This window comes from Actinomyces oris, assembly GCF_006546825.1.
Taxonomy (GTDB): Bacteria; Actinomycetota; Actinomycetes; order Actinomycetales; family Actinomycetaceae; genus Actinomyces; species Actinomyces oris.
The window spans coordinates 421,223-447,625 of sequence record NZ_VICC01000004.1 but is presented as its reverse complement, the minus strand read 5'-3'; the positions used below and the strand labels follow the sequence as shown (position 1 = coordinate 447,625).

The window sequence follows — 26,403 nt, the reverse complement described above, 5'->3', positions numbered from 1 at the left end:
GGGCGCGGCGCCTCAGCCCTGAGGGTCGGGACCGGGAGCGGGCACGCGTGATGCCTCGTGAACCAGGAGGATCGGAACGCCGTCGCGCACCGGATAGGCCAGGCCCGTGCCCCGGGAGACGAGTGCGGGGCGACCGGCCTCGTCGAGGCCGTCAACGAGCTCCTCGCCGCTGAGCGGGCAGCGCAGGGCGGACCTCAGTCCGGAGGGGAGGACCGCTCGCTGCTCAGGCACGGGAACGTCCGACCGGCTCATGCGTCCCCCTTCTGTCCGCGCAGGACCCGCAGGTGCCCGCGCCGCAGGATCTCGTCCTCGGCGATCTCCGGCGGGGGCGGCAGCGGGGCCGTCAGGGAGGCCGGCATGATCCCGCCGGGGCGGGGTCGGTGCTCGGCCGGCGAGGCGACCGGGCGTGGGGCGCGGGAGGCCTCGCGCACGGCGTCGGCCAGGGCCAGGAGGTCGTCCTCACTGGGGGGAGCCGGCTCGAACTCGGTGGCCAGGCGGATGATCTGCCAGCCGCGGGGGGCCGTGAAGGAGGAGACGTGCTTGTCGCACAGGTCGTAGGCCTCGGGCTGGGCCTCGGTGGCCAGTGGCCCCAGCACGATGGTGGAGTCCGCGTAGACGGAAGTCAGGGTGGCCACGGCTGGGCGCTCGCAGCCGGGCTTGCGGCAGTGTCGGACTCTTCTCACGCTCGCAGGTTACCGTGCCGTTGCCCGCCGGTCATCCACACGCCGCTTAGGCTGGCCGATGTGACCGACCTGTTCCCCTTCTCGCCCGGGCGGATCCCCCCGCGCTCCGCCGCGGCACCGGGGCGCCGCCCGAGCAGTCGTCGTGACCGCCACGGCCGGGGGCTGCGCGGTCCACTCCTGCCGCCGCATCTGCCGGCCTGGCGCACTCGCGCCGAGCGCTTCGACGAGCTCGTCGTGGACGCGGCCCAGAACCTGGCCAGACGCTGGCCGTCGGTGGATCAGATCCAGTTCGCCGTCGAGGAGGTCCCGCCCTCGGATCCGGCGCCCTGGGAGCGCTCGGTGGTGCTGGGACGCGGCTTCACCGCTGAGCCCCGTGCGGGACTGCCGGCGCGCGTCGTCATCTACCGCCGACCGGTGGCCTCCCGGGCCACGAACGATGCCGAGCTGGCCGACCTGGTGCACCGTGTCGTCGTCGAGCAGGTGGCCCTCATGCTGGGGCGCCGCCCCGAGGAGATCGATCCCGGCTCGGCCCTGTGAGACGGACCTCCCGCCCGGGGCCCGGTGTCGTCAGTCCAGCAGGATGCGGCGCTGGGCCTGAACGGTGGCGTCGGGCTGAGCCGGCACGGTGGAGATGAGCGTGCCGGCCAGGTCCCCACCGGCCTGCGCGGTCACGATGGTTGCGGCGGCCAGGCCACTGGGGGTGTGCGAGGTCCCCGATGAGCCCTTCCGACCGGCCGCGTTCAGGCGGACGGCGGAGACCTTGGCCGGCACCTCGACGACGCTGGAACTGCCCTTGGCGACCTTGACGTCCTGCTTCCAGGAGCCGTCGAGGGAGGACAGGGTCACCGAGGTGGTCTCACCGCTGTTGGCCACGGTGACCGCCGAGCTCAGGGAGGCCGCGCGCGGCACCGCCAGCAGGCCGGAGTCCGCGGCACCGGGCAGCGCGGCCTGCGCCCAGGCCTGGTCGTGGACGAGGGCCTTGGAGCGCGCGGGGTACTCGCCGCCGCTGCGCACCATGCGGACAGCGGCTCCCACCGGTGTGTTCGAGGTGACCTGCACCCCGTAGGTGCCCGCGGGCACGCCGGCCAGCTGGATGTCGAAGACGGAGCCGGCGTCGATGGTCACGGACTGCGCCCCGCTCAGCGGGCGGGCACCGTCCTTGCCGAGCATGGTCACCGACACGGTCGCCGGGGCGGCACCGGGGTTGACGATGCGCACGGCCGGGGTGTCGGAGGAGTCCGCACCGGTCTTGGCGTCGGGCACCTCACCCTGTGTGGCCGGCTCGGTGATCTCCACGCCGGGGATCACGAGGTCGGTGGCCGGGGCGGCTCCCGGGGTGATGACGTCGGTGCCGGCGGGGGTCTCCCCGTCGAGGGACTCGGTGACGAGGGTGGGCACCACGGAGCCGCCGTCGGCCTCGACGGATACGGCGATGCGCGGGTCCTGGCTGCCCTTCGTCTCCAGGGCCAGGGAGGAGGAGCCGCCCGCCGGCACGGTGATCTCCCCGTTGCTGGGCAGGCTGAGCCGGCCGATGGAACCGTAGAGGGTGACCTTCGCGGTGGCGGGGGTGACGCCGGGGTTGACCAGTCGCAGCTCGGCCGAGGAGCCCGCCGCGATGGAGCCGCCCACGATCCAGGACATGGCGGACGGCTGGGTGCAGGGGGCGGCGGTGAGCCCCCGCAAGTCACCGCTCTTGGTCAGAGTCGTCACCGCCCCGACGGCGTTGGCCACCCGGCCGTCCGCGGGCGCGAGAGTGAGGATGCCGCCCTCGGCGGTACTCATGGAGGTGGCCGTGTCGGTGGGGATGCTCCAACCGGCATAGGTGGCCGACTTGGCGGCCCCGTCTCCCTTGGCCGGGACGATGGCGGTGGAGGACTCCATGGCGCCCACGTCGGTGCCCCGCAATGTATTGGTGGGCGCGTGCGGGCAGACGTAGGTGGTGGTGCCTCCGGGCTGGGCCAGGCTCAGGGCCTGCAGCTGCGGGGTCGGTGTGGTCGGTGCGGTGTACCCCCACCAGGTGACGCCTCCGACGGCTGCGGCCAGCGCGAGGGAAGTCAGGACACCGACGCCGCGGGAGACCGTCTGCCCCAGTGACCGGCGGTGCCGCCTGGTGCTGGCGGGGCTCCTCCGCCGCTTCGTGGAGGGGCTGGTGGAGGGAGTGTCAGTCTCATCCACCGTCTCGGCATCGGTGGCATCCGACGCCTCGGCATCGGTGTCGGCAGCATCCTCGGCATCACTACGGGGGGCGTCGTCAGTGGCCTCGTCGGTGGGGGTGCTGCCTGAGTCCTGGTCCTGGCCGGCGGGGCTGTCATCGCCTTCCTCCGCCTGCGTGTCCGCCTCCTTGTTCACCGCCTCGTCCGCGATCTCATCCGCGGTCTCGTCGTCGGTCTTCTCCGCGGAGGCGGTCTCGTCGTCGGCCTGCTGCGGGTCCGGCCTGGTCGACCTGTGCTGCGGGGGCTGGGTCTCGGCCTTCTCCTCCGACTCCTGCTGGCTGTCGGCGTCGTCCTGACGGGGCTGCGTCATGAGGCCATCTCCTTTCCGCGTCGCAGGGGCAGTGCCGCCACCAGGGTCAGGGCCCAGACGGCCCAGATCGTGTAGGTCGCGGCGGCCGTGGACCTGCGGGTGTGGGTGACCACCAGCTCCCCGCCTTCAGAGCCGACGGTGAAGCCCTGCTTCCAGCTGCCGTCCTGGGCGCGAACCGTGGTGGCCTCAAGGCGCCGGCCATCGAGGGTGGCGCTCCAGCCGGCGTCGGAGCGCTCCACCATGACGAGGGTGCGGGGGCCGGCTCCGGCGGGGATCTCGGTGCGGGTCCCTGAGCCGGTACCGGTGGAGGCGACCGGGGTGACCACACCTCCGGCGTCCAGGAGGCTCAGGCGGGCCGAGTCGGGGTGAGCCGAGGACGTGACCCTCCAGGAGTTGCCCGAGGCGGTCTGGGCGAGCTGCTCCAGTCCCGGCGTTGAGGCCAGGCCCACGCGGGCCTCGGCGGTGACGGCGTCGCCCTCCTGATGATCGAGCACGACGACGGCGATGCCGTGGGCCGCCAGGGCGTCGGCGGCTCCCTTGTCCTGTCCGGCGGTGGCGCGGGTGACGATCTGGGCGAGCTCGACGTCGGCGGGGTCGTCCAGGACGAGTGCCTGACCTGAGGCTCCGCTGTTGGGCCTGGCCCTCTGAGCGTCCTTGCCGGGCTTGAGCCCGGGGTCGGCCAGTGCCGCGGCGGCACGGGTGCGCGCCTCGACGTTGACCGCTCCGGGCAGGACGTCGCTGATCTGGGTGCCGGGCCCGCGCCAGATGGTGGCCTGGAGCCCCTGCGTCGTGGAAGTGAGTCTGAGAACTCGTCCGGCCGCCTCCGAGCCCTGGAACTGCTCAGCGATGAGCGGGATCTGCTGGGGCGTGGAGTGCAGCGCCAGGACCCGCGGGTTACTGGCGCGGTGAGCCTGGTAGGACCAGATGCCACCGACCACCACCGGGGCGAGCAGGACGAGGCAGGCCGCGGTCGTGAAGGCCGCCTTGAGGCGGCGCGATCGCTTCCGCCTCACCGTCGGGTCTGTGGCCAAGGAGGAGGCCGCGTCAGCATCCTTCCGGCTCCTGCGCTCCAGCGCTCGACGGCCGCCTCTGGACCGCTGCCCAAGCAGGTCCCAGATGGTCTCGCCGGCGGTTAGGGCCGCCGCGAGGAAACCGCTCAGTGCCAGGGACAGACCGGCCCCGGACCATCCGTTGACGGGAGCCAGGCCGCTTCCGGCAACGTCCGGTCCCAGACCGGTCGGGGTGCGCAGGCAGAGCCCGGCCAGGATGAGGCCGCCCAGGGCCAGGAGGATGCCGGTGCGGGCCACCCGGACGCGCCGGGAGACGAAGAGCCCGACGACGCCCAGGACCGGGACCAGCGCCAGCAGTACCCGCAGCAGGACACTCAGAGCCCCGGAGGAGACCAGGGCGTCCAGGTCCATCGGGGAGCCGACCAGCAGGTCGAGACTGCTCGGCGCCGGCGCGGAGACGGGCAGGCCGATGTCGGTCAGCAGCAGCCGGACCCCCTCGGCCCAGCCCGCCCGGTGGCCCAGGAGCCAGGCGCCCCACCAGGCCGGGGCGGCGGTAACCAGCATGGGGACCAGGGTGAGGACCAGCTTGAAGCCGCGTCGCGTGGTCACCGACAGCAGAAGGATGATGACTGCCAGCACGGCGGCGGTGGCCGGGATGGCCGCGACGACGACGCTCAGCAGCAGCCCTGCGACGGCGGCAGCAGTCGCCGACCCGTAGCCGTACTTCTCCGTGGGGGGCAGGTCGACCTCGGGCTCGCGAGCGGCCGGGGCGCGGACGGCAGGGCCGGTCTCCGCCTCATCCTCACCGCGGTCATGATCCTCATCGTCCGAGGCATCCTCCCGGGCGGGGGTCGTGTCGGCCTCCCCGTCCTGGGCGGGTTCGGCATCACCCGCAGTATCACCCTCAACATCCACTGCATGCACTGCATCCTCGGTGGCCGCGGCGTCGTCGGTGTCCTCGGTGTCCTCGGCCTTCGACTCGGCCTGTGCCTCCTCATCCAGGTGGGCGAGGTCGGTGACCTTCTCGGTGGAGAATCGGTCGAGCTCGGCGCGCTCCTCGTCGGTGAGCAGGTGGGCACCCACCAGTCCGGACAGGACGAGGTCCCGCCGGTCGGCGCCCACTGCGCGGGCCAGCGCCAGCAGCGCCCAGGGCAGGACGAGGTGGACCAGGAGGGCACCGAGGCGCCCTTGGCCCAGGGCGAGCAGGAGGCTGGGAGACAGGGCCCACACGAGTGCCGCCCAGGCCCGCAGCACTACCTTCCGGGTCATCGTGCCGGCGGCGAACCATGCCCCCAGCGCCGCCAGGGGCACGGCCAGGAGCACCAGAGCGCTGATGAGCGCGCTGGTCTCCAGCCCCACCAGTCTTCCCAGAGCCGCCGGTAGCGCCAGGATGCCCAGCAATGGGGTGACGCCGCCCGGATAGCCGTCCGCGGTCGCGATCCAGGTGCTCCAGGCGCTGTCCCACATCTGACGCCAGCCGCCGCTGAACAGGGGCAGGGCCCCGCCGGTGATCGAGCGGGTCAGCAGCAGCCGGGACAGGCCGTAGGTGCTCAGCGCCAGCACCAGCACCATGACCGCACTCAGGGTGCGGCGCCGGCTGCGGGCCAGTGCGGCGAGCTCGCGCAGCTCGAGCTCACTGGGGGCCGCCGCACGGGCGCGACGCTCGCGCTCCTGGCGGCTGCGATCACGGCGCACCCCGCGGATCTCGGCCGCCGTGGCGTACAGACGCCCCAGCGCGGATGCAGGCACCTTGGTGTGCTGCGCGAGCCGGCGTCTGGCGGCCCTGACCCGTCGGCCGCGGCCGGCCACGGCCAGAGCCGCCCCGAGCTCGTCGCGGGCCAGCCCCGGAGCCTTGGAGGCCAGGCGCCATACGAACCGCATCAGTCCGAGAATGACGAACCAGGTCAGCAGCAGACCGATGGGACGGGTGGAGAAGGCCGCCCAGTTGATGAGCTGGGCGCTGCGCCGAGCCCGGAAGGATCGCTCCGGGTCGGGCTCGGGAAGGGCGACCTCGATGGCCTCGGCATCGGTGCGGGGCAGCGCGTCGGAGGAGTGGGAGACGGATGCGGGACGACGAAGCCCCTGGTAGGAGGCCCGTCGGTGGCGGATGACGGCAGTGGGTTCGACGATGACGCGGTATCCGGCCAGGCGCGCGGCGCGCGAGAGCTCCAGGCCGTCGCCGAAGGGGCCGAGCCACGGGGCGATGCCGCCGATCTCCTCCCACACGGCCCGGTCGATGAGGGCTCCGGCTGTTCCTACGGCCAGGACGTCACTGCGGTCATCGTGCTGACCCTGGTCGACCTCGCCGGGGACGATGTCATTGGCGCGGCGGGCCGAGGCAGTGGCGCGCAGCCCGACCTCTAGGAGCAGCTCGGGGTTGTCCCAGCCCACCTGCTTGGGTCCGACGATTCCCACGGAGCGGGCGTTGGTCGCGGCGGTGAGCAGCCGCTCGAGGCAGTCCTCGGCGGGCGCGGAGTCATCATGGAGCAGCCAGAACCACACCTGGTGCTCCGGCATCTCCGGGGTGGCCTCGGTGGGGGCCACGAGCCGCTGCTCGTAGGCGGTGATCGGCGAGAGCGCGCCGGTGGGACCGGTGATGGGACCCGAGCCCGACAGCAGCAGGTCCCGCACCGAGGTGCGCGGCCCGCTCGAGGTGGTGTCAGCATCTGAGCCCTCTGCGCCGTCGAGGGCCTCGGAGCTGCGGCGCTTGCGGTTACCGGCGGCGACAAGCCCGGCGTAAGCGGTCAATCCCCGTGAGACGGCGTCGCCGAAGTTCTTGGCCTCCTTGGCCCTGACGACGCGCACGGCAGTGACGGCGTCCAGCCCCGACCTCTGCACGAGCTCCTCGATCGGGGTTCCGTCCCCCAGCCCGTTGGCTCGCGAGGCGACGTCGACGACGAGGACGACGTCGGGCGCGCAGGTCTGTGAGGTGATCGCGGACAGTGTCTGCGCCAGAAACGGGCTCGCCCCGGCCGACACGACGACGGCCAGGGCTCCTACCCGACTGGCTCCCTGTGTGGAGCCGGCGGGGGTCATACTGCGCGACGCTTGAGCTTGCGCCGCTCGCGCTCCGACATGCCGCCCCAGATTCCGAAGCGCTCGTCGTTGGCGAGAGCGTACTCGAGGCACTCCTCACGAACCTCGCAAGTCGCACAGACTCGCTTGGCCTCACGTGTGGAACCACCCTTCTCAGGGAAGAAGGCCTCAGGGTCCGTCTGGGCGCACAGAGCGCGCTCCTGCCACGCCAGAGGACCTTCATCGACGTCGTCACCGCCACCGAAGAGGAGCGACAGTACCTCTGCGTCAGGCTCCTCTGGGTGCTTCAGTGGGCCGTCGCCGAGGATGTTCCACATGCCGGCCTCCCTTCGATCCGAGCTTCTTGCCAGTAAGAATTACATGCGTGTGAGACAAGGCCAGTCAAGCCAGCGAGGGAAAGTTCACCCTCTCGTGACCGTCGACATCATTCCTTGATACATCAAGGAACATCCCCATCTGGATGGAACCATATGTCGACTTCCTACAAAACCCCTGAGAGGCTCCCACTGCCTGGCTGACAGTGGAAATACCCACGGCACTGCAGAGGATTTCAGGACGCCTGACGCACGTTCACATCATGCCCCTACCGACTGGACACCACCAGGGAAGTTCCTGAAAGCCACAGGATCTGCTTCAATCGGGGTCATGTCAGATCCCCTGCTCCCACTGCTTCCCGGTCCTCAGGACGCCGACAGGCCATGGCTCGTTTGTTATGGAATCGACGAACGAGTCGAGCTGACCGGGCACGTCCTGTCCATGTGGCTGGCGAAGATCGCGGGATTCGTCACATCGGAGTCGACGCCCGGTGACGGAGTCCATGTGGGCCTCCCTGCGCACTGGCGGAGCGTCGCCTGGGCCTGCGGTACGTGGCTGGCGGGGCGCAGCGTGCTCCTGGGAAGCAGCGCGCACATCCACGCCGCCGGCCTCCTCCCCGAGCTGAGCGTGGCCTTCGCCCCGGAGAGCCTCTTCGATGAGGCCGAGGCGCAGGCACTGGTCCCGCCCGCCTCGCTGGCGCTGCGCTGGCCAGGTGAGCTGCCTGCCCTCGTGCTCGACGGCGCCGCCGACCTCATGCACTATCCCGACCGCTTCACACCGGTGAGCACTGCGGCTGATTCGGTGTGCCTCAGGGACCTCGCCGCCGAGGGGGCAGCGCCTGCGGCTCCGGGCACCACTGCGGCCACCGTCCCCTCAGGCGAGCGGCCCTCCACCCTGACGCGCGCCCAGCTGGCAGCCCGGGTCGAGGCGGCAGGCGCATCCACAGGGGCCGGCAATCGCTCTGCCTCACGTGCGGTCCTGGTGCGCAGCCCCGACACGGCCCAGATGCTCCAGGAGGTGCTGGTCGCCTGGCGCGCCGGGCGCACCGCGGTGGTTCTCACCCCCGAGGCGGATGACGACGTCGCCGCGGCCGCCATCCGGCAGGAGGGCATCACCGCCTGAGTCGGCAGGGCTCAGTCCCGCCACCCCCGGGATTAGGGGACGTCGGCCTGGACGAGGGTGCCCTCCCCCTCGACGGACAGGCTGCGTTCGTCGGCACTGACGAATACGGCCTCGCCCTGGGCGAGCGTCTGGGTGTCGGCCTGGGTCACCAGGGTCATGGCTCCCTCGACGGCCAGGAGGATGCGCGGCCCCCGTCCGGGGACCGGCAGGCGCCCGTCGGCGGCCACCACAGTGGTGACCATGAGCTCGAAGTCATCCACCGGCGCGTAGTAGGCGCGGGTGGCGCGAGAGAGGTACTCGGGGGCGGGGCGCACCGGCGGCGCCGCCACGTAGTCGACGCAGGCCAGCATCTCGGGGACATCAATGTGCTTGGCGCTCAGTCCGGCACGCAGCACGTTGTCCGAGGAGGCCATGACCTCCACGCCCAGACCGGAGATGTAGGCGTGCACGCTTCCCGCCGGTACGAACAGCGCCTCACCGGGCTGCAGGGTGACGGGGTTGAGCAGGAGCGCGGCGGCGATGCCGGGGTCCCCGGGGAAGGTGTCGGCCATCTTCACGACGTTGGAGTCCACTCGCAGCGACGGGGAGGTACCGGCCTCGAACCTGGCGGCAATCTCAGTGACGAGGGCGTCGATCTCCTGAGGGCTGGGACGCGTGGCGGCCGAGACGACGTCGGAGAAGACCTGCCGGATGCCGTAACGCGTGGGGTTGAGGCGCAGGGTGCGACGCATCCGGCGGGCCAGGGGGCTGTCCAGGCCGGCCAAGACCTCGACGGCGCGGCGCGGGGCGCGGAAACCGGCGACGGCCTGGAAGCGGGTGAGGGCCAGGACCATCTCCGGCTTGTGGTTCGTGTCCTTGTAGTTGCGGCAGGGGTGATCCAGGGCGATGCCCGCCTCGTCCTCCAGGGCGTAGCCCTCGGCGGCCTGGGCCTGGCTGGGGTGGACCTGGAGGGACAGGGGCTGCTCGGGCGCGATGAGCTTGAGGAGGAAGGGCAGCCGGCGCCCGAAGCGCCAGATGATGTCCTCCCCCAGGAGGCGCTCCGGCTCGGCGTCGATGAGCTCGGAGAGCACACCGCCCTCGGTGACCTGGGCGGGCCCGGCCGGGTGGGAACCGTACCAGGCCTCAGCCCAGGGGTCGCCGTCGTCAGCCCTGCCCAGGAGGGCTGGGATGGCGGAGGTCGACCCCCAGGCGTACCGCTGGCGCGCCGGCTCAAGTCGTCTCATGGCGCCTCACCGTACCGGTGCGCGGGCACGTCCTAGGCCTCGGCTCCGGGAGCCGGGAAGGGGGTGACCTCGGCCAGGCGGGGGTGCGCCCTGTCCTTGTCGGAGAGGATCGCCTCACTCAGAGGGATCGGCCAGGGCACATTCACCGTCTCATCGGCCAGGTTGAGGAAGGTGTACCGGGCGTCGGCCGACCAGTGGTCATTGACCAGGTAGGTGTAGGCGGTGTTGGGCTCCAGCGTCTGATAGGAGTTGCCCACGCCTCGAGGCACGAACACCGCCACCGACGGGTCGATCTCGCAGGTGTAGACGGCTCCGAAGGAGGGTCCCTCGCGCAGGTCCACCCAGGCGCCGAAGACGCGGCCGGTGGCCACCGAGACGAACTTGTCCCAGGGCTCGGCGTGGATGCCGCGGGTGACCCCGACCTCGTTGTTGAAGGAGATATTGTTCTGCACCGGCCCGAAGTCGGGCAGCCCCAGGGCCAGCATCTTCTCCCGCTGCCAGTTCTCCTTGAACCAGCCGCGGTTGTCCCCGTGAACAGTCAGGTCGATCCGCAGGAATCCCGGAATCGGCGTCTCCTCGATGGCAAGCGGCTTGCCCAGCTCGATCTGCCCCATTGATGGCCCCTTCTGTGCGCACAGGTCTTGGTCTCAGCGCCCCGTATCCGTCAGGCGCCATTGCCCGAGTCTATCGGTGTGGCCCGTCGACACCCCGAAGGACGAGGCCACCAGGGGCGGAACGTGCCGGGAAACACGAACATGAGCTCCCGATCCGCCCGATCCTGGCGCCATTGAGGGCCTCAATAGGTCATGCTTGGAGCATGCGAGGAATCATTCTGGCCGGAGGCTCCGGCACGCGACTCAACCCGATCACCCTGGGGACCTCCAAGCAGCTGGTGCCCGTCTACGACAAGCCGATGATCTACTACCCGCTGAGCACCCTCATGCTCGCCGGGATCCAGGACGTCCTGGTCATCACCACCCCCCACGACGCCCCCTCCTTCCACCGTCTCCTGGGCGACGGCTCCCAGCTCGGCGTCAACCTGTCCTACACGGTTCAGCAGGAGCCCAACGGCCTGGCTCAGGCCTTCGTCCTGGGCGCCGACTTCATCGGTGACGACAGCGCCGCCCTGGTCCTGGGCGACAACATCTTCTACGGCCCCGGCATGGGCACCCAGCTGCGCCGTCACACCAGCCCCGACGGCGGCGTCGTCTACGCCTACCAAGTCGCCAACCCCACGGCCTACGGCGTGGTCGAGTTCGATGAGAGCTTCAAGGCCATCTCCATCGAGGAGAAGCCGGCCCAGCCCCGCTCCAACTACGCCGTGCCCGGCCTGTACTTCTATGACAACGACGTCGTCGAGATCGCCAAGAACCTCCAGCCCTCCGCCCGCGGCGAGTACGAGATCACCGACGTCAACCGCACCTACCTGGAGGCCGGCCGGCTGACCGTGGAGGTCCTGCCCCGCGGCACCGCCTGGCTCGACACCGGCACCTTCGACTCCCTGGCCGACGCCACCAGCTTCATCCGCACCGTCCAGCACCGTCAGGGCCTCAACATCGGCGCTCCCGAGGAGGTCGCCTGGCGCATGGGCTTCATCGACGACGAGGGCCTGCGCCAGCGCGCCGAGCCCCTGGTGAAGTCCGGGTACGGCGCCTACCTCCTGGGTCTGCTGGAGAACCAGCAGTCCTGAGGATTCTGGCCGGAGACCTCCGGCCTGCTCCGTTCCTGCCTCATGACGTGTGGGCGGGCGGGCGCCACTCCGCGCCGCCCGCCCACAGTGCTCACGACTCCTGGGGCGCCTCGTACTTCTCGGCTGTGCGCGTCAGCATTGCGATGGCGGTTCCCAGTGCCGCAGTGGCGAAGCAGGTCGTGAGGAACCAGACCATCATGGGTGAGACCGGTGCACTCCACCACCACTCGATATGCTTGTTGAGGTCGAGTTCCCACCGTTCCTGGGCACCCTGCACGAATCGCAGCAGCAGCGTATGCAGGGTGATTGTCTGGCACAGCGATATGAAGACGGTGACCCAGACGGCCTGCGGAACTGTGAACCACGCCCCCTCATCCTGATCGACGGCCAGCATGAGGAAGAAGGTGGGCGCCAGCAGCGGGAAGATGTACCGGGCCTGATAGAGCTCGATGGTGTCCATGGCGCCGTTGGCGTAGAACAACGCCGGAAGAAGGACCATCGACCCCACGATGATCGCCAGAGCGGTCCACTTCCGCCAACCGCCACGGCGCAAGCCGACGGCCACGAAAGCACCGGCCGCCATAATGGTGAGCACATAGGGGGCACGGGCCCCCAGAGGAACATCGTGCCACCCCGGGGTCCATGTGTGCCCCCAAAATCCGCCGAGATACTTCGGAGCAGTCTCCAGCCCAACGAGGAGCTTCTCGAAGAACGGCTGCTTGTCGGCAGATTTTGCAGGATCAGACGCCTCGAAAACCCGCAGGAAGTATGCGACCTTCGACACCTGGGACGAAGCCATAAAGGTGCCGAACCCGAGGAGGGCCACTCCGGCGAGGGCACTCAGCCCTATCCATCCCCCTCGTTTCCACGGCACCGCGAAGAGCAGGGCAAGGCCGACAACAAGGAGGAAGAAGGCGGCGTCATATCGCGACGTCAAGCACATCACGGCGCCGATCACCGCGCAGATCACGAGGGCAATACGACGACGCCCGTTCTGCTGCGGGGCCATCAATGTTGCCGCGGAGTACGCAATCAACCCGGAGACGGCCCACGAGCTGGGATTGTTGGAAGCGATGAAGTAGACCCCCATGGGGACCCACGAGGCGACAATCGCGCCGATGAATGGCCGCCTCAACTGCCGCGGCGCACAGAAGCCGATGGTTCCCAGAAGCGTCACGGCGATGAGCACATTGACGCCGCGCATCACCAGGACCGAGGTCTGCACGTCCTTGCCGACGAGGAGGTGATGGAAGTGGTAGTAGCCAATTGGGTAGGCGCCATTGTCGAAGCGCTTGGACCACACCATATGAGAATCGTCGTACCCAAGCGCGCATCCCGCCGACTTATTCGATTGCAGGACGTAGCACCTCATTGACTCGTCCGCCACCGCGATCGGAACCCGGACCACCGGATCGCCGTCGACAACACTGGTCTGGCAGGACTCACCCGCCGGACGTGGGCACCAGATGCTGCCCAGGTGATAGTTGTCGTCGGGAGACGACTCCACCGGAGAGGACACCGCCCACCCGAGTCCGGTCAGCAGCATCAGGATGAGGAGGAGCCCGCCCACCACTGCCGGGCGCCGGGACAGCACGGCGCCGGTTTCCATACGACTCATGGTCGGCAGTCGTAAGTACTTGGTGAGCTCACGTCTCATGCTGATCTCCGACGAGAAACGGGTGCGAGGGAGTGTAAACCGGTCTGATTCAACTTACAGGAGGCCCTGGAGATAGGCCTCCAGGCGCTCCGTGGAGTCAGCCGGGGTGAAACCTGCAGCCTTGATCTTCGCCAGGTCCAGGGCCGAGCTCAGTGGCCGCGGTGCGATCCCATCCTGACCGGCGTAGTACTCCTCAGTGGTGACGGCAGTGACCTCGTCGGGACTATGGCCGGCGCGCTCGTAGACCCGCTTGGCGACATCGGCCCAGGAGACGATCGGCCCATCACCGGAGAGGTTGTAGGTACCGAACTCGGCGCCCGAGGTGAGGAGGTGGATGATGCCCGCCGCCAGATCGGAGGCGAAGGTGAGGCGCCCAGTCTGGTCGGCCACGACACTCGGCGTGATGCCGCGCTCAGCCAGGGAGAGCATCGTCTTGACGAAGTTCTTACCATCACCGACCACCCAGGAGGTGCGCACCAGGTAGTGCCGGGGACAGACACTGACGGCGGCGTCCCCGGCGGCCTTGGACTGGCCGTAGACCCCCAGCGGCGAGGGGGTCTCCTCCTCGGTGTGGAGGGCCGTGGCCCCGTCGAAGGTGTACTCGGTGGACAGGTGCACCAGCGTCAGGCCGTGCTGGACGGCCGCCCGGGCCAGGTTGACCGGGCCGACCGTGTTGGCCCGCCACGACAGGCGGCGCCCCTCAGGAGTCTCCGCCCCATCCACGTTGGTCCAGGCCGCGGCATTGATGACGATGTCGTAGCCAGTCCAGTCCCAGGAGGACATGGCGGCCGCGTCCGAGATATCCACCTCGGGCAGGTCGACGCCGGTAGGTTCGAAGCCCGCCTGTGGCAGCAGGGTCATGAGCGCGCGCCCCAGCTGGCCGTTGGCGCCGGTGACGAGAACCCGTCCGCGCATCTGCCCTTCGTCGTGCCCGGCACGGGGGAGAGAGGTCCCCTCAGTCTGCACCGGCATGGTCTCGTTCACTGGCCGTCTCTTCCTTCCCGCGTGCGTCGTATCGCCGACGTCTCACCATGGGCATAACCCGTCGATGAACACTACACGAGTGCACCGGCCACGTTGGTCGATATCACCAAGGACAAACGGCTTACCGCGCTCCGCTCAGGGGTAGGCACTAGCGCGCCAGGACGGCGCGGTAAGCCTCGACGTGCGCCTGGGCGGAGGCCCTCCAGGTGAACTCGGCGGCCCTCTCGAGTGCGGCGACCCCCAGGGCCCGGCGCCGCTCGGGCTGGGCGTCCAGGACCACGAGGCCCCGGGCAATGGCTTGGACGTCCGATCCGCAGTAGGCGACGGCGTCGCCCCCGACCTCTGGAAGGCTCAGCTCGCGGGTGGTGAGCACGGCGGCCCCGCAGGCCATGGCCTCCAGGACCGGCAGGCCGAAGCCCTCACCGATGGAGGGATAGGCCAGGATCTCGCAGCCGGACAGGAATCCGGGCAGGTCCTCCAGGGGCAGGTAGCCGGGCCGCAGGACGTTCAGGTGCCGGGGCACCTGAGCCAGGGCGGGCTCAATGTCCTCGTCCCACCCGGGTCCGCCGGCCAGGACCAGGGCCGGGGCGTCCTCACAGTCACGGAAGACGTCGATCCAGGCGCGCACCAGGTTGGGAACGTTCTTGCGGGGCTCCAGGGTCCCCAGGAAGCCAATGTAGCGCCGGCCCTCCAGTCCGAGGGAGGCGGCCACGCGGGCCCGTTCGGCGTCGTCGACCGGGTGGAACACGGAGGTGTCCACGCCGTGGTAGGCGACGTGGAAGCGCTCGGGGTCGCCTCCGACGTACTTGATGGTCTCGTCGCGAGTGGCCTGTGAGGGCACGACGAGTGCATCGGCCCGGCGCACGGCCCGGCGGATGGCGCTGGTGAAGAACCTCTGCTTGAGGGGTGAGTGCGCCTGCGGGTGGGAGAAGAACGTGGCGTCGTGGAGGGTGACGACCACGGGTACCTGATGCAGGGCCGGGAAGGTGTAGTGGGGCGAGTGCAGGACGTCGGGGCGGATGCGGCGGATGAGTGCCGGTAGCCCCGTCTGCTCCCAGGCCATCCGGGCGCCGCGCGACTCCATGGACTGCGAGACCGGGAAGAGGTGGGCGCGGGGCACCTTGGCGGAGAAGTGCGCCACGTCCCGCTGCTGGACGGCCATGGCCAGGTTGACGCCGCAGGCGATGAGCTCGGGCACGAGGTCGTCGACATAGCGACCCACGCCTCCGAGGTCAGCCGGGATCGCCGTCGCATCGAGAAGAACCTTCATGACGGCAGGCTACCGCGCCTGGCGCGGTCACCCCGTACTCTGAGCCCATGAGCGCAGATCATTCCCGCCCGGCGCACTCCCCGGCCCCTTCCCCCTCCCCCGCCTCCCGCACCGCGTCCTCCACCGCCAAGGGCCCCCGTCCACCGGCTCGCCCCCGCGGACCACGCGTAGGCATGGTGGTGGAGCAGCTGTGGCAGCCCGTGCCCGGGGGCTCGGGCACCTACATTGTCGAGCTCGCCCAGGCCCTGCGCGCCCGGCGGGTACCCGTGGCCGGGATCGCCGCCCACCACCAGGGGGCCGCCTCGCCGCGCCAGGTCGGACTGCCGCCGATGCCGATGCGCTCCTCCCACCTGCCGCGCACCGCCCTGTACGAGTCCTGGAACCGTCTGGGGCTGCCGCGGGCCGAGTCCATCCTGCCCGGCGCCCAGCTCATCCACGCCACGACCTGGGCGCTGCCCCCCACCTCGCTGCCGCTGGTCGTCACCGTGCACGACCTGGCCTTCCTGCGCTCACCCGAGCACTTCACCGCGCGCGGCAACGCCTACTTCAGCCGCTGCCTGGAGCGCGTCATCGCTGAGGCCAGCGCCATCGTCGTCCCCTCCCAGGCCACCGCCGACGACTGCATCGCGGCGGGGATCGACGCCGCCCGCCTCTACGTCATTCCCCACGGGGTGCGCACCCGCACTGTCACCGACGAGCAGGTCGAGGGTTTCCGAGCCGCCCGGGGCCTCACGCGCGACTACGTCCTGTGGACGGGTACCCGTGAGCCCCGCAAGAACCTGCTGGGACTGCTGCGCGCCTTCGCCCTCCTCATCGAGGAGCATGACGACGCCGGCGGCCTCGACCTGGTCCTCGTCGGTCCGGCCGGGTGGGGCGACGACGCCGCCGAGCGCGAGCTGCTGACCCGCCTGGGTGATCGGGTCCACGTCACCGGCAGGCTCGACGACGACGAGCTGGCGGCCGCCTACAGCGGCGCCCGCGCCTTCTGCTTCCCCTCCATCTGGGAGGGCTTCGGCCTGCCGGTCCTGGAGGCCATGGCCTATGGGGCCCCGGTGGTCACCAGTGCTGGGACCTGCATGGCCGAGGTGTGCGGACAGGCCGGCCTGCTGGCCGACCCCGCCTCGCCGCGTGAGATCGCCGGCCTGCTCGCCCAGGCCATCGGACCGCAGCACGACGAGCTGGCCGAGGCCGGCCGCGAGCGCGCCCGGACCTTCACCTGGGAGGCCTGCGCCGCCGCGCACACGGAGGTCTATCACGCCCTGATCGGGGGTGCGGTGTGACCCAGCCCGTCAGGCGTCCCTCAGCTCGCGTCGTCGTCGTCAACTGGCGCCAGGCCGAGCTGACGATCCGGACGGCCCGCTCCATCCGTGAGCAGCTGGGAGACGGGGACGTGCTGGTCGTCGTGGACAACGCCTCCGGCGACGGCTCGGCCGAGCGTCTGCGCCGAGAGGGACTCACGGTGGTCGAGTCCCCTGAGAACCGGGGCTTCGGCGCCGGCGTCAACATTGGGGCCCGGGGCATGGTCGAGGATGTCCTCGTCCTGCTCAACAATGACGCGGTGGCCGAGCCCGGCTTCCTCGAGGCACTCCTGGCCCCCCTGGGCGACCCGCCGTCCGCGGCGGCTCCGGCCGCGACCACGGCGCGGATTCTGCTGGCCGGCCGCTGGAAACCCGCCACCCCCGGCCAGCGGGACGCCCTCGTCTCCCCCCGCACCGGGCGGTGGACCCGGGTTGACGATGAGGCCGCTGCCCGCGGCGAGGGGGAGGTCCTGGTCAACTCCACGGGCAACCTGGTGGACGCCTCCGGCAACGGCTATGACCGGGACTGGCTGGTGCCTGCTGGGCAGGAGCACTCCCCCAGTGAGGTCTTCGGCCTGTGCGGGGGCGCCTGCGCGATCCGACGTGAGGCGTGGCAAGCCCTGGGAGGCTTTCGCGAGGACCTGTTCATGTACTACGAGGACACGGACCTGTCCTGGCGCCTGCGTGAGCGCGGGTGGCGAGTCCTCTACGTGCGTGAGGCCGTGGCGCGCCACGAGCACGCCTCCTCCTCGGGCACGGACTCACCGATGTTCATCCGGGTCAACGTCCGCAACCGGATCCTAACGGCAGCTGCCCACAGTCCGGCCCCAGTGGTGATGCAGGCACTGGCCCGTACGCTGGTGCGCTCCCTGCGAGGACCGCAGCGCGGCCCGGTGCTGAGGGGACTGGCTCAGGCTCTCGCCGGCCTGCCCCGCGAGCTGCATCGGCGGGCGAGGAGCCGCGCACGCGGCTCGGCGAGAAGTTGTTGATTGTGGCAAGCGCCTACGCCAGCGCCACCCCACTCGATACAGTGACGGGGCTGAAACCTTGTCAGACGCCCCAGGCGGTTCGGTAACATCGCCAAGCATGATGCGCCCCTGACCAGATCAAGGAGGATCCCCGACAATGGCTGGACACGCCGCACAATCCCCCCGAGTCACCGTGGTGACCCGGACCCGTAACCGTCCCCTGATGCTCAGGCGCGCACTCCAGTCGGTCGGGGCGCAGTCCTTCCAGGACCTCGAGCTCGTCATCGTCAATGACGCCGGAAGCACCGAGTCGGTGGACAGCGCTCTGGAGAGCGCTCCCGAGTGGCTCAGGGAGCGCACCCGGGTGGTCACCAACGAGACCTCTCACGGGCGCGAGGCCGCCCTGGAGGACGGTCTGGCCGTCTCCTCCTGCGAGTTCTTCGCGATCCATGACGACGACGACTCCTGGGAGCCCGGCTTCCTGGCCGCCTGCGTGGCCCACCTCGATGACCACCCCGAGCACGGTGCCGTGGCGACGCGCTGCGACGTCGTCGATGAGATAGTCACCGACGACGGCCTGGTCGAGCGTGGCCGGTGGGTGATGACGCAGGACAGGGAGAGCTGGACCCTCATCGACACGATGGTGGCCAACTATGTCCCGCCGATCTCGCAGCTCATCCGTCGTGAGGTGGCCGATCGCATCGGCCACTGGGACGGCACCCTGCTGACCCAGGCCGACTGGGACTTCAATCTGCGGCTGCTGGCGACCTCCCCGGTGGGATTCATCAGTGACGAGCCGCTGGCGCACTGGCACCACCGTGACTCCACCGACGGGACGATGGGTAACTCCGTCGTCGTCGACGCCGCCCACCACCGTACCGACAACCTCGCCATCCGGGACCGTTACGCCCGTCTGTCCGTGAGCTGCACCGGGACCGAGTCCTCCCCGCAGGGCGTGGCGGCCGCTTCCGAGAACCTCGGACTCCTGCTCGTCTCAGCGGAGTACTACCACCGGATCCAGAAGAGGCTGGAGCAGCAGGACGAGGAGATCGCGCACCTTAAGAAGGCCATGCACGACCTACGCTTCACCATCGGCGACCTGCATGACACGATGCGCCAGGTCCTTATGCACGCCTATGAGATCAACCTGAAGGTCGACCATGTGGAGGCCACGGCCAAGCCCTTCTTCCGCACTGTGGCCCAAGGGGTCAAGAAGATGCAGAGACGCTGAGTAGCGGCACTGTCCGCCCGCCGAGCCTCAGTCGTCCTTGGTGTGCTTCAACATGGGGCGAGGCGGGTCGATCCGCTCGTAGTGGGCCCCCAGGGCCACCAGGCCCCCGGACTCCATGCGCGGCCCGGGGATGATGTCGAAGGCCGTGGCCTTCTGGTAGGCGTCAATGACGCTGGAGAGCTGCCAGGGCTGGATGGAGGCGGAGATGAGGTAGGCGCCCGGCCGTAGCATCATCGCGGGGATGGAGATGTCCACGGTCCCCTCCCCCGGCTCGATCCTCTCGGGCTGGAAGCCGTCGTCGAGGCCGTGAAGCCCCCAGGCGAAGATGCCCTCACGGGTGTCGATGGAGCAGCCGAAGACGGGCTTCTCGATCGTCTCCTCGCAGTGGTAGTGAAGGCGAATGGTGGCCTCGTCCCCGGTACGCATGGAGGTCGCCGGCCGGCCCGTGCGGTCGAGCAGCTCGATGCGGCGGATCTGGGCCTCACCACTGCCGAAGCGGGTGCCTTGGCCCTCCTTGACCTTCTTGGCTCCGTGGGTGACGTCGGAGTACTTGTCGATGACCTCTGGGGCCGGGCCGACCTCCTTGAGGTGGCCGTGGTCGAGCCAGGCGACCTCATCGCAGAAGGTGCGCATCTGCTCCAGGCCGTGGGAGACGACGACGACGGTGCGGCCGTCCTCGCGGAACTCGGCGAACTTGTCCATGCACCGCTCCTGGAACTCCATGTCGCCGACGGCCAGGACCTCGTCGACCAGGAGGATCTCCGGCTCGACGTGGATGGACACGGAGAAGCCGAGGCGCACGTACATGCCCGAGGAGTAGTTCTTCACCGGCTGGTCGATGAACTCACCCACCCCGGAGAAGTCGACGATGTCATCGAACTTGGCCTCGATCTCCTTGCGGCTCATCCCCAGGATGGCGCCGTTGAGGAAGATGTTCTCCCTCCCGGAGAGCTCGGGGTGGAAGCCCGAGCCGACTTCCAGCATGGCGGCCATGCGCCCCCGGGCGGTAATGGAGCCCGAGTCGGGAGCCAGGATCTTAGCAATGCACTTGAGCAGCGTGGACTTGCCTGAGCCGTTGTGCCCCATGAGCCCGAAGGTCTTGCCCTCGGGGATGTCGAAGGTGATGTCCTTGAGCGCCCAGAAGTCCTCGTAGACGCCGCGGCCCCGCTGCAGGATGGCGCCCTTGAGGGACTGATTGCGGTGGTGATAGATCCGGAAGCGCTTGGAGACGTCCTCGATGCGCACGGCTGGCACTGCCGAGGATGATGCCGAGGCAGCCGACACCGACGACGTGAGTGATGATGCGGACGATCCGGTTGATGCGGTCATCTGGCGTGTCAGAGCTCCTCAACGATACTCGCCGAGTGCCGGCGGAAGAAGACCAGGCCCAGCGTAAGCATGACGACCGCCCATGCCAGGCAGGCTAGGAAGACGGGCAGCGACGGCAGGGCAAAGTCGTACAGGCAGGATCGGAAGGCCTCGAGGTAGGTCTCGGCGGGGTTGAGACGCAGGATCGTGGTCAGCGGGATCGGCCCGCCGTTGACCTGCCAGCCCTTGTCGAACAGGTCGTTCTGGACCTTGTTAACCATGGTCAGGGGGAAGACGACCCCGGAGGCGTACATCCACATCTGGTTGAAGATCTGCCACAGGTGGCCCAGGTCCCGGAAGTAGACAGTGGCGATGGACAGCATGAGGCCCAGTCCGACGGCGAACATCCCCACCAGTACGGTGACGACGAGCAGTGCCGGGATCATCGCCAGGACTCCCGGCCCTCCCAAGATCATGGCGATGATGACCAGCACGAGCAGCTCGAAGGCGAAGTCCACGGCCAGTGACAGGACCGCGGAGTAGATGAGGACCTGGCGGGGGAAGTAGACCTTGGTGAGGAGCCCCGCGTTGTCCACGAGGGCGTTCATGGAGGCCATGATGCCGCTGGAGAAGAAGGTCCAGCTGAGCACCCCGATGCCGATCCACAGCGCGAAGGAGTTGATGCCGGAGTTGCGGCCCGGCTCCACGCCTCCGCGGAAGACGACGCCGAAAATGAGGGCGAAGATGGCGATGGTGGCCAGGGGGTTGATGAATGACCACAGGCGCCCCAGGGCCGTGCCCTTGAACTCCGAGGAGACCGAGCGCTGAGTCAGCCGCAGGGTGAGGTCCAGCGTCTGGCGGGCATCCTCCGAGCGGAGCAGTCGAGAGAGCTTCATAGGCTCACACCTCCGTCGCAGTGCCGGTGGGCGCTGGGGAAACCGCCCCCTCCTGGGCATCGATCCAGTCACACAGCCGGTTGATGCCCTCGGTGACGCCGACCCGGGGCTCCCAGTCCAGCGCCTGGCGGGCACGCGCGGTGTCCGCCCAGGCGGCACGCACATCGCCGTCACGGAACTGGCCGGTGACGTGCGGTGCGGGCGCTCCGTAGTGCTCGGCGATGGTCTGAGCGATCTGCATGATGGTGGTCCGCTCCCCCAGGCCGATGTCGTAGGGCGTGGAGGTGGCCGGCGAGTGCAGGACGCCGGCCACGATGGCGGAGGCGACGTCGTCGATGAAGACGAAGTCCCGCACGATCTGGCCGTCCTCGTAGACCGGGATGGACTGGCCCTGCTTGGCCAGGCGGGCGAAGAGGGAGACGATGCCGGTGTAGGGGTTGATGAGGGACTGGCCGGGTCCGTAGACGTTCTGAAGCCGGAAGAGCACCGGGGTAACGTCGAAGGAGCCGCACCAGGACGTCACGAGGTTCTCCTGGCAGAACTTGGTGGCGGCGTAGACGTTGGCCGGGGAGGCCTTGACCTCGGTGGAGGACTGGACCGAGGGGGTCAGGCCGGTGAAGTCCCACTGACCGGCCTCGAGCATCGCGTGGGTGCGCTGCCCGGGGTAGGAGGGGTGTCCCGCAGCATCGATCCACTTCCCCTCGCCGTAGACGGCCCGGGAGGAGGCCAGGACGATCTTGTCGGGACGGATCTCGTGGCGCACGAGGGCGTCGAGCATCTGGGTGGTGCCGACGACGTTGGCGTTGGCGTGCCGGGAGGCCTCGGTGAGGGACTGGCCAGTCCCGGTCTCCGCCGCCAGGTGGACGATGGCATCCGGCGCGACCTCGGGCAGGAGCGAGTCCCAGTCCTCGGCGACGGACACGTCCAGGCGGCGCAGCTCCACGCGCTCGTCGAGCTCGGCAGGGCGAGCCTGGGAGGGGTGGATCTGCGGGTGCATGTTGTCCAGGGCCACGACACGGTCGAAGGCGTCCGCCAGGTCATGCGAGATCGCGCAGCCGATGAATCCGGCACCACCGGTCACGAGGCAGGTACGGGTCACGAGGGTCTCCCTTGGTGTAGTCGAGTCGGGGCGGTGGGACGAGCTCTCACGCGTCGTACAACGGCCTCGTCACTATTCTCGGCGTTCCCGGAGCCGTGCGGGCCGGCGGCCGCCGTTGCCTTCGACACGCCTCAGAGGCGCTGGACACGAGCTCGTCCCTGCCCGGAGCCGCACGCCGAACATATCAGCGTTCGACCTCGGAGACCTCGGGATGCCAGCTCATGCCTTTGAAGGCCTTGGTGACGAAAGCGACGATGTGGTCGGTGATCCTCACCAGCGCCACCGACAGGCCGAAGACGATGACGCAGGTCGCGGCCAGCATCGTGTAGCGCTGAACCGGCACGAAGCCCGCCACGTTGATCTTCTCGAAGAGGACCATGATGACGACGTGGTGGACCAGGAAGATCGGATAGGAGTACTTGGCGATCAGGTCGACGAGCGCACGTACCGGCTGGATCGCCACATAGCGACCGACGACCACGAGGATGAGGAAGGCCGAGATGCCAACGAGTGTGGTGGCCACGTCCTCGGGGATCTCCTCGGGGAGCATCGCCGAGACGGCCAGGACCGCGGCTGCCGGAAAGACGACGGCCCAGTGAACCCGGCGGACGTAGAGGACGAAGTAGCTGCCGAAGGCCAGTTCGGGGAGTCTGGTCGTGAGGATCATCGCCGAGGGGTAGCCCGCGAAGTAGCGCTGCATGACGATCACGGTGGCGGCATAGGCCGCCAGGATGACGACGCCGGTGACGACCGGGAAGCGGTCGATGGCCCACAAAAGCGCTGGGAAGACGAGGTAGTACAGGAGGATGAACCCGAGGAACCACTCCCCCAGGAGGTAGGCGGTACGCACCTGGAAGTTGGCGACCAGGCCGTCCACGCCGAGGACCGTGAAGATGAGGGAGCGGGTCGGGGCACTGTTGGGCGGCCGCCCCCCGGTCGTGACGAAGAAGTAGAGCGTCGCAAGGACCCAGGCGGTCCAGAACATCGGGTAGATGTTGAGACAGCGCTTCCAGTAGAACCGTTTGAGATTGATCGGTCTCCGATAGGTCACCGTCAGGGCGGCCCCGGAGATGATGAGGAACAAGGAGACGCCCAACCCACCCACATAGATGCCGAAGGGGAAGTTGGTCAGGACGTAGCCGCCATCAGCCAGGTAGGGGTTGTTGAAGTGGGTGAGGACGATGAGAAGCGCTGCCAAGGCTCGGACCAGATCGAGGTAGAAGATCCTGGTCCGTTTCCTGGCGACCGGCTTGACACCCGCCGCCCCCGCCGACCCGCCCGTCTCGGTCACTCCCCGATCCTCCTGACTCGGCGGTAGGCACTCTTGAGGGGTGAGCGCACTGCGGTCGGGATCCAGCGGCTGACCTGATCCTTGACCTGCTGACGAGTGCTGCGAGCACTACGGATCTGTTGGACCATTCGCTGCTCGACGTCAACCCCCCAGTGCTGTGACACCGCGGTGGTGAACTCCCTGGTGTAGTACGACAGATTCGTCAGCTCGATCCTCGCGAAGGAGTCGGAGAAGAGCCATCCGCAGAAGTAGCCCGAGGCCTGCGCAACATAGCCGTAGGCGCGCTCGATGGCGTGGAGGATGGTCCCGTCGATGTCATTCGGCTCAGGCGGGAAGTCCTCCCACTGCCAGTCGTGGTCGAAGAGCGGCTTGAGAGCGGCCGGCCGGAACCAGAACATGGTGCCCAGCGGGGCGATGACCTCCTTGTGAGCATCGAGCGGGACGCTCAGATTCAACTCTTTCTCAAGGAGCATCTTCGTGCGATCGAAGTTCGGCCCCCAGCTGTAGGAGTAGATCGGGAAGTAGTCGGCATGGTTGGGAGGGGTCGGCGACAGCAGACCGAGTCGGGGCTCCGAGTCGAAGGTGGAGATGACGTTCTCGACGAACTCTCGAGTCGGGAGAAGGTTGTCGAAGCACTTGCGGGCGAAGCCCTCGCCCACGGTGTACGGGCTCAGCTGGGTGACCTTCTTGTCATGTATGAAGCAGACGAGGTCGTAGTCGCTGACGATGTCCTTGCAGCCCACCAGGAGCGCACTGACGTCCCGACCCCGGTTCTCAATGAGGCGCACGGTCACGTTGTAGGGGAGATCCTTGCAGGCCTCCTCCACCAGCTCCACCTTCTCCTGAGAACCGACGGTGAGGATGAAATCTGTCCCCTCGGGCATGGACCGGGCGTAGGCGAGCGTGGGCTCCAGGAGGTCCATGTAGTACAGGTGCGCAATGAGGGCGACCTTCTGCGGCTTGGGCTCGCGGGCCACCGCCTGCGTGGGCAGGACGTAGGTGAGCTGGAGATTCTTGACCAGGTCCGCCATGTTCATGGAGCGCAGGGCGTTGTCCCAGATGAGGTTCGTGTCGAAGTCGGTGTGGTCGCGCAGGTACTCGTAGAGCTCCACGGTTGCGTTACCCACGGCCTGGTGAAGCACGTCCTCGTAGCTGTGGAAGAAGGAGCGGCGCTTGAAGATGGGGCAGCGCCTCTCCGCAATGAGCTGCTTGGGGGCGAAGAGGATGGGCTGCAGGGTGAAGCCCTCGAGGTCCTCAGTATTGACATACACGTCAGAGGTGAAGCCCAGCCGCTCGAAGCGCTGGGTGAAGGGCGCCTCGTGGAGCCCCACGGAATCCTCGTAGGAATTGATCTGAGGAAGGTTGTCCCAGTAGTCCTGGAAGGCCTTGGAGGAGACCAGGGAACGCCGGTAGGCATGGAAGTGGGACTGAAGATGACGGGGCAGGTACCCCTCCAGGGCGTGCCCGAAGGGGTCTCCGGGAGCCAGATGGAACCAGGTGATTCCCCAGAAGTCGATGTCTCGACCCGCCATCTCGGTGAACATCTCCTCGAAGGGGTACACCGGTCCCATGATGGTGGCGTTGAACAGGACGACCTCGTCGAACTCGACGAGCCGGTCCCAGCCGTAGCTCTCCATGGCCGTCTTGTAGGCCCAGGCATCCAGGCCCTTGTTCTCCCGCAGGATGATGTTGTCCGTGAAGGCGGTCAGCTTGGCATAGCTCTTGGCGGTCAACTCACCGTTGACGACAATGACCAGCTCGGAGAGGTTCTTGACCATGTCAGTGAGCAGGGTCTCCACGTAGGAGTCCACGATGCCCTGAGCGTCGAAGAAGAAGAAGATCCCGAGTCGCTTCGGGTCCTGGCCGAGCGTTGCCATAATGTCCCTTCTGGGCAGTGGTTCGAGCCGCTCACCGTAGCGGGAGAGCGGAGTAATAGGGTTTCCCGGGCGCGTCAGCCCGCGCTTGAGGCGAGGATACGGCGGATCTTGGTCGGGTCACCCCACACGCCCGGCGAGTCGTAGGGCCGGTCCGGGAAGGCTCCGTACTCCAGGGTGATGTCCAGGTCGTTGTCCCGGATGTAGGCCTCGACGCGCTCGGCCAGGCTCATCGGCTCACCGGTGCAGGCGTTAATGATGCCGTCGACCTCAGTCTGGTCCACGATCGCGGCGATCTGCGTGGCCAGCTCGTCCACGGAGATGAAGTCGTAGCGGTTCTTACCCGTGGTGAAGGGGAAGGTGGTGCGCCCCTCCTCGGCGGCCTCCAGGAGCTTGGAGAAGATCGAGTTGCCGAACTTGTCGTCGCCCACGATGTAGTAGGCGCGGATCCACTGGGCGACGGCGTCGTGTGCCTTGGCCGACAGGAAGGTGGTCTCCCGCAGTGCGTTCTTGGCGATGCCGTACAGCGAGGCGGGGTTGCACGGGGAGTTCTCGTCGATGGCACCCTCCCAGTAGCCGACCTCATGCATGGTGCCCATGACGGCGAGCTGCTTGAGACCGCCCGCATAGAGGTTCTCAATGAGGTTGACGTGCTTGGCCAGGTCGTCCATGTGGGCGGACGAGGCGTGCTTGAAGCCGTCGCGCCAGGCCATGTGCAGGACGACGTCGGGGTGCCCCATCTGGTCGTAGATGTCGGCGTCCCCGGAGAAGAGGTCCAGGGTAAGCCTCTCCGCCCGCTCGTCGACGCCGTCGAGTCGCAGGTCGAGGGCCTTGACGTCCAGGCCGCGCTCCAGGAGCGCGGTGACGACGTGGCGACCGATGTAGCCGCCTGCTCCAGTGACGAGAACTGTCTTTGCCATGGTTC

General features: G+C 68.7%; 22 protein-coding genes. 6 read left to right on the top strand and 16 right to left on the bottom strand.

The window, feature by feature from the left end:
* Window positions 1-12 precede the first annotated feature (12 nt).
* Window positions 13-252, bottom strand: a complete 240-nt coding sequence (locus tag FK267_RS06200) for a Trm112 family protein (RefSeq protein WP_003787012.1) — start codon at window positions 250-252, stop codon at window positions 13-15.
* Complete coding sequence (locus tag FK267_RS06195; protein ID WP_003787014.1) at window positions 249-683, bottom strand: DUF3499 domain-containing protein; 435 nt, start codon at window positions 681-683, stop codon at window positions 249-251. Before FK267_RS06195 ends, FK267_RS06200 begins: the two co-directional genes overlap by 4 nt.
* 60 nt (window positions 684-743) lie before the next feature.
* Between FK267_RS06195 and FK267_RS13610 the strand changes: the two genes are divergently transcribed.
* Window positions 744-1,220: a metallopeptidase family protein gene (locus tag FK267_RS13610; RefSeq protein WP_009407400.1), complete on the top strand. Its 477-nt coding sequence runs from the start codon at window positions 744-746 to the stop codon at window positions 1,218-1,220.
* A 30-nt stretch (window positions 1,221-1,250) separates the two neighbouring features.
* Here FK267_RS13610 and FK267_RS06185 read toward each other — a convergent pair whose 3' ends face one another.
* Genes FK267_RS06185 through FK267_RS06175 form a run of 3 tightly spaced genes read right to left on the bottom strand, consistent with a single transcriptional unit; the run spans window position 1,251 to window position 7,569 of the window.
* Window positions 1,251-3,206 carry a DUF5719 family protein gene (locus FK267_RS06185; RefSeq protein ID WP_141406623.1) on the bottom strand — a complete coding sequence of 652 codons (1,956 nt, stop codon included), beginning with the start codon at window positions 3,204-3,206 and terminating at the stop codon, window positions 1,251-1,253.
* On the bottom strand, window positions 3,203-7,252 hold the full coding sequence (locus FK267_RS06180) for a glycosyltransferase (RefSeq protein ID WP_141406622.1): 4,050 nt from the start codon (window positions 7,250-7,252) through the stop codon (window positions 3,203-3,205). Before FK267_RS06180 ends, FK267_RS06185 begins: the two co-directional genes overlap by 4 nt.
* Window positions 7,249-7,569 carry a WhiB family transcriptional regulator gene (locus FK267_RS06175; RefSeq protein ID WP_003787027.1) on the bottom strand — a complete coding sequence of 107 codons (321 nt, stop codon included), beginning with the start codon at window positions 7,567-7,569 and terminating at the stop codon, window positions 7,249-7,251. Before FK267_RS06175 ends, FK267_RS06180 begins: the two co-directional genes overlap by 4 nt.
* Window positions 7,570-7,897: 328 nt before the next feature.
* On the opposite strand from FK267_RS06175, the gene FK267_RS06170 reads away from it, so the two are divergent.
* A complete protein-coding gene (locus FK267_RS06170) occupies window positions 7,898-8,689 on the top strand; it encodes a TIGR03089 family protein (RefSeq protein ID WP_141406621.1) in 792 nt (263 codons plus the stop codon).
* A 32-nt stretch (window positions 8,690-8,721) separates the two neighbouring features.
* Here the strand turns inward: FK267_RS06170 and manA are convergent, their stop codons facing one another.
* Window positions 8,722-9,912 (bottom strand): mannose-6-phosphate isomerase, class I, encoded by a 1,191-nt coding sequence (gene manA, locus FK267_RS06165; protein WP_141406620.1) that lies wholly within the window; start codon window positions 9,910-9,912, stop codon window positions 8,722-8,724.
* A 32-nt stretch (window positions 9,913-9,944) separates the two neighbouring features.
* A complete protein-coding gene (locus tag FK267_RS06160) occupies window positions 9,945-10,526 on the bottom strand; it encodes a dTDP-4-dehydrorhamnose 3,5-epimerase family protein (protein ID WP_141406619.1) in 582 nt (193 codons plus the stop codon).
* A 203-nt stretch (window positions 10,527-10,729) separates the two neighbouring features.
* Here FK267_RS06160 and rfbA point away from each other — a divergent pair, with 203 nt between their 5' ends.
* Entirely contained in the window at window positions 10,730-11,602 is an 873-nt protein-coding gene (rfbA, locus tag FK267_RS06155) for a glucose-1-phosphate thymidylyltransferase RfbA (protein ID WP_141406618.1), read from the top strand.
* 91 nt (window positions 11,603-11,693) lie between these two features.
* Here the strand turns inward: rfbA and FK267_RS06150 are convergent, their stop codons facing one another.
* The 3 genes from FK267_RS06150 to FK267_RS06140 form a co-directional block, all read right to left on the bottom strand.
* Window positions 11,694-13,259: a DUF2142 domain-containing protein gene (locus FK267_RS06150; protein ID WP_141406617.1), complete on the bottom strand. Its 1,566-nt coding sequence runs from the start codon at window positions 13,257-13,259 to the stop codon at window positions 11,694-11,696.
* A gap of 54 nt (window positions 13,260-13,313) precedes the next feature.
* Window positions 13,314-14,243 carry an SDR family oxidoreductase gene (locus FK267_RS06145; protein ID WP_141406616.1) on the bottom strand — a complete coding sequence of 310 codons (930 nt, stop codon included), beginning with the start codon at window positions 14,241-14,243 and terminating at the stop codon, window positions 13,314-13,316.
* A 148-nt stretch (window positions 14,244-14,391) separates the two neighbouring features.
* On the bottom strand, window positions 14,392-15,513 hold the full coding sequence (locus tag FK267_RS06140) for a glycosyltransferase family 4 protein (protein ID WP_101558649.1): 1,122 nt from the start codon (window positions 15,511-15,513) through the stop codon (window positions 14,392-14,394).
* 173 nt (window positions 15,514-15,686) lie between these two features.
* On the opposite strand from FK267_RS06140, the gene FK267_RS06135 reads away from it, so the two are divergent.
* The 3 genes from FK267_RS06135 (at window position 15,687) to FK267_RS06125 (ending at window position 19,010) form a co-directional block, all read left to right on the top strand.
* Complete coding sequence (locus FK267_RS06135) at window positions 15,687-16,793, top strand: glycosyltransferase family 4 protein (protein ID WP_141406677.1); 1,107 nt, start codon at window positions 15,687-15,689, stop codon at window positions 16,791-16,793.
* Window positions 16,790-17,800: a glycosyltransferase family 2 protein gene (locus FK267_RS06130; RefSeq protein WP_141406615.1), complete on the top strand. Its 1,011-nt coding sequence runs from the start codon at window positions 16,790-16,792 to the stop codon at window positions 17,798-17,800. Before FK267_RS06135 ends, FK267_RS06130 begins: the two co-directional genes overlap by 4 nt.
* A gap of 136 nt (window positions 17,801-17,936) precedes the next feature.
* Window positions 17,937-19,010, top strand: a complete 1,074-nt coding sequence (locus FK267_RS06125; protein ID WP_141406614.1) for a glycosyltransferase family 2 protein — start codon at window positions 17,937-17,939, stop codon at window positions 19,008-19,010.
* Between the two features lie 27 nt (window positions 19,011-19,037).
* On the opposite strand, the gene FK267_RS06120 is transcribed toward FK267_RS06125, so the two are convergent.
* The 6 genes from FK267_RS06120 to FK267_RS06095 form a co-directional block, all read right to left on the bottom strand.
* Entirely contained in the window at window positions 19,038-20,339 is a 1,302-nt protein-coding gene (locus FK267_RS06120) for an ABC transporter ATP-binding protein (RefSeq protein ID WP_141406613.1), read from the bottom strand.
* Window positions 20,340-20,347: 8 nt separating this feature from the next.
* Window positions 20,348-21,214: an ABC transporter permease gene (locus tag FK267_RS06115; RefSeq protein WP_141406612.1), complete on the bottom strand. Its 867-nt coding sequence runs from the start codon at window positions 21,212-21,214 to the stop codon at window positions 20,348-20,350.
* 4 nt (window positions 21,215-21,218) lie between these two features.
* Window positions 21,219-22,313, bottom strand: a complete 1,095-nt coding sequence (locus tag FK267_RS06110; protein WP_141406611.1) for an NAD-dependent epimerase/dehydratase family protein — start codon at window positions 22,311-22,313, stop codon at window positions 21,219-21,221.
* A 184-nt stretch (window positions 22,314-22,497) separates the two neighbouring features.
* The gene (locus FK267_RS06105) at window positions 22,498-23,604 is read right to left on the bottom strand and encodes an acyltransferase family protein (RefSeq protein ID WP_075374385.1); all 1,107 of its coding nucleotides are present in this window, start codon (window positions 23,602-23,604) and stop codon (window positions 22,498-22,500) included.
* Window positions 23,601-25,481 (bottom strand): rhamnan synthesis F family protein, encoded by a 1,881-nt coding sequence (locus FK267_RS06100; protein ID WP_070510634.1) that lies wholly within the window; start codon window positions 25,479-25,481, stop codon window positions 23,601-23,603. Before FK267_RS06100 ends, FK267_RS06105 begins: the two co-directional genes overlap by 4 nt.
* Before the next feature lie 74 nt (window positions 25,482-25,555).
* On the bottom strand, window positions 25,556-26,398 hold the full coding sequence (locus FK267_RS06095; RefSeq protein ID WP_075374384.1) for an NAD-dependent epimerase/dehydratase family protein: 843 nt from the start codon (window positions 26,396-26,398) through the stop codon (window positions 25,556-25,558).
* Window positions 26,399-26,403 lie beyond the last annotated feature (5 nt).

Excerpts from the sequence above, each read along its gene's own strand:
- FK267_RS06160 (WP_141406619.1), bottom strand. The coding sequence starts at position 10,526 with ATGGGGCAGATCGAGCTGGGCAAGCCGCTTGCCATCGAGGAGACGCCG.
- FK267_RS06095 (WP_075374384.1), bottom strand. The coding sequence starts at position 26,398 with ATGGCAAAGACAGTTCTCGTCACTGGAGCAGGCGGCTACATCGGTCGC.
- FK267_RS06125 (WP_141406614.1), top strand. The coding sequence starts at position 17,937 with ATGGCTGGACACGCCGCACAATCCCCCCGAGTCACCGTGGTGACCCGG.
- manA (WP_141406620.1), bottom strand. The coding sequence starts at position 9,912 with ATGAGACGACTTGAGCCGGCGCGCCAGCGGTACGCCTGGGGGTCGACC.
- FK267_RS06115 (WP_141406612.1), bottom strand. The coding sequence starts at position 21,214 with ATGAAGCTCTCTCGACTGCTCCGCTCGGAGGATGCCCGCCAGACGCTG.
- rfbA (WP_141406618.1), top strand. The coding sequence starts at position 10,730 with ATGCGAGGAATCATTCTGGCCGGAGGCTCCGGCACGCGACTCAACCCG.
- FK267_RS06120 (WP_141406613.1), bottom strand. The coding sequence starts at position 20,339 with ATGACCGCATCAACCGGATCGTCCGCATCATCACTCACGTCGTCGGTG.
- FK267_RS06185 (WP_141406623.1), bottom strand. The coding sequence starts at position 3,206 with ATGACGCAGCCCCGTCAGGACGACGCCGACAGCCAGCAGGAGTCGGAG.
- FK267_RS06150 (WP_141406617.1), bottom strand. The coding sequence starts at position 13,259 with ATGAGACGTGAGCTCACCAAGTACTTACGACTGCCGACCATGAGTCGT.
- FK267_RS06135 (WP_141406677.1), top strand. The coding sequence starts at position 15,687 with ATGGTGGTGGAGCAGCTGTGGCAGCCCGTGCCCGGGGGCTCGGGCACC.
- FK267_RS06175 (WP_003787027.1), bottom strand. The coding sequence starts at position 7,569 with ATGTGGAACATCCTCGGCGACGGCCCACTGAAGCACCCAGAGGAGCCT.
- FK267_RS06200 (WP_003787012.1), bottom strand. The coding sequence starts at position 252 with ATGAGCCGGTCGGACGTTCCCGTGCCTGAGCAGCGAGCGGTCCTCCCC.
- FK267_RS06140 (WP_101558649.1), bottom strand. The coding sequence starts at position 15,513 with ATGAAGGTTCTTCTCGATGCGACGGCGATCCCGGCTGACCTCGGAGGC.
- FK267_RS06180 (WP_141406622.1), bottom strand. The coding sequence starts at position 7,252 with ATGACCCCCGCCGGCTCCACACAGGGAGCCAGTCGGGTAGGAGCCCTG.
- FK267_RS06100 (WP_070510634.1), bottom strand. The coding sequence starts at position 25,481 with ATGGCAACGCTCGGCCAGGACCCGAAGCGACTCGGGATCTTCTTCTTC.
- FK267_RS06170 (WP_141406621.1), top strand. The coding sequence starts at position 7,898 with ATGTCAGATCCCCTGCTCCCACTGCTTCCCGGTCCTCAGGACGCCGAC.